Source organism: Salinimicrobium oceani (genome assembly GCF_012037645.1).
The window spans coordinates 1-818 of the sequence record NZ_JAAVJR010000087.1 but is presented as its reverse complement, the minus strand read 5'-3'; the positions used below and the strand labels follow the sequence as shown (position 1 = coordinate 818).

The 818-nt window shown below is 41.8% G+C and carries 2 protein-coding genes; one reads left to right on the top strand and one right to left on the bottom strand.

Features of this window, described 5'->3' with window-relative positions; all coding sequences use genetic code 11:
* Positions 1–295: 16S rRNA (guanine(527)-N(7))-methyltransferase RsmG (locus HC175_RS15555; protein WP_209310012.1), on the top strand; the 295-nt coding region annotated here is incomplete at its 5' end.
* 38 nt (positions 296–333) lie between these two features.
* Here HC175_RS15555 and HC175_RS15550 read toward each other — a convergent pair.
* Positions 334–818 (bottom strand): T9SS type A sorting domain-containing protein (locus HC175_RS15550; RefSeq protein ID WP_168139362.1); only part of this gene is annotated, 485 nt, incomplete at its 5' end.

Here is an 818-nt window from a genome sequence, read left to right as displayed (position 1 = left end):
GAAAAATGTTCACACTACAAATGCCAGAGTAGAAGAGGTGCCGGGCCATTACGACTTTATCGTAAGCAGGGCAGTGGCTGCCATGCCTACCTTTGTGCATTGGACCAAAGGCAAAATCGCTAAAGAGAGCAGACATGAACTTAAGAATGGTATTCTTTATCTAAAAGGAGGGGATCTTTCAGAGGAATTGGCAGAATATGGTACTGCTGTGATCTATGATCTTCAGGATTATTTCGAGGAAGATTTCTTTGAGACCAAAAAGGTAGTCCACCTTCCCCTTAAGTTTAAGAAATAACAAACAATAGAGCCGGATTTTATCCGGCTCTATTGTTCTTATTCAACAATAAATTTTAAGGATCGGGTAACATCTTTTAGGTGAATTTTGATGTAATAGACTCCTGTACTTGGGACCTCAATTGGAAGTTCGGTGACATTTTGCACGGGTAGATTTCCAAAGGTGAAAAGTTCCTGACCTAAAGAGTTGTACAAAACAGCTTTTTTAAGAGGTAACATTCCGGAATTTTTAATGATCACTTGCCCATGCCTATTGGAGTACAGTAATTCTATATCGGCAGGAGGCGTAAGTTGAGGTTGTTCTGGAGTAGTGGTTTGGTTATCGTCACCGTCGCCTTCCTCATTACCCGTGTCACCATCACCATCACTGCCATCTTCATCACCATCATTGCCGTCTTCATCTCCTCCATTTTCTTCATCACCGTCTTCATCTCCTTCTTCGGGATTTTCTTCTCCGGAATTTAGATCTTCTTCGGCACTGAACACGATGGAATATCGCTCGTGGATATTACCTTTTTCGATCG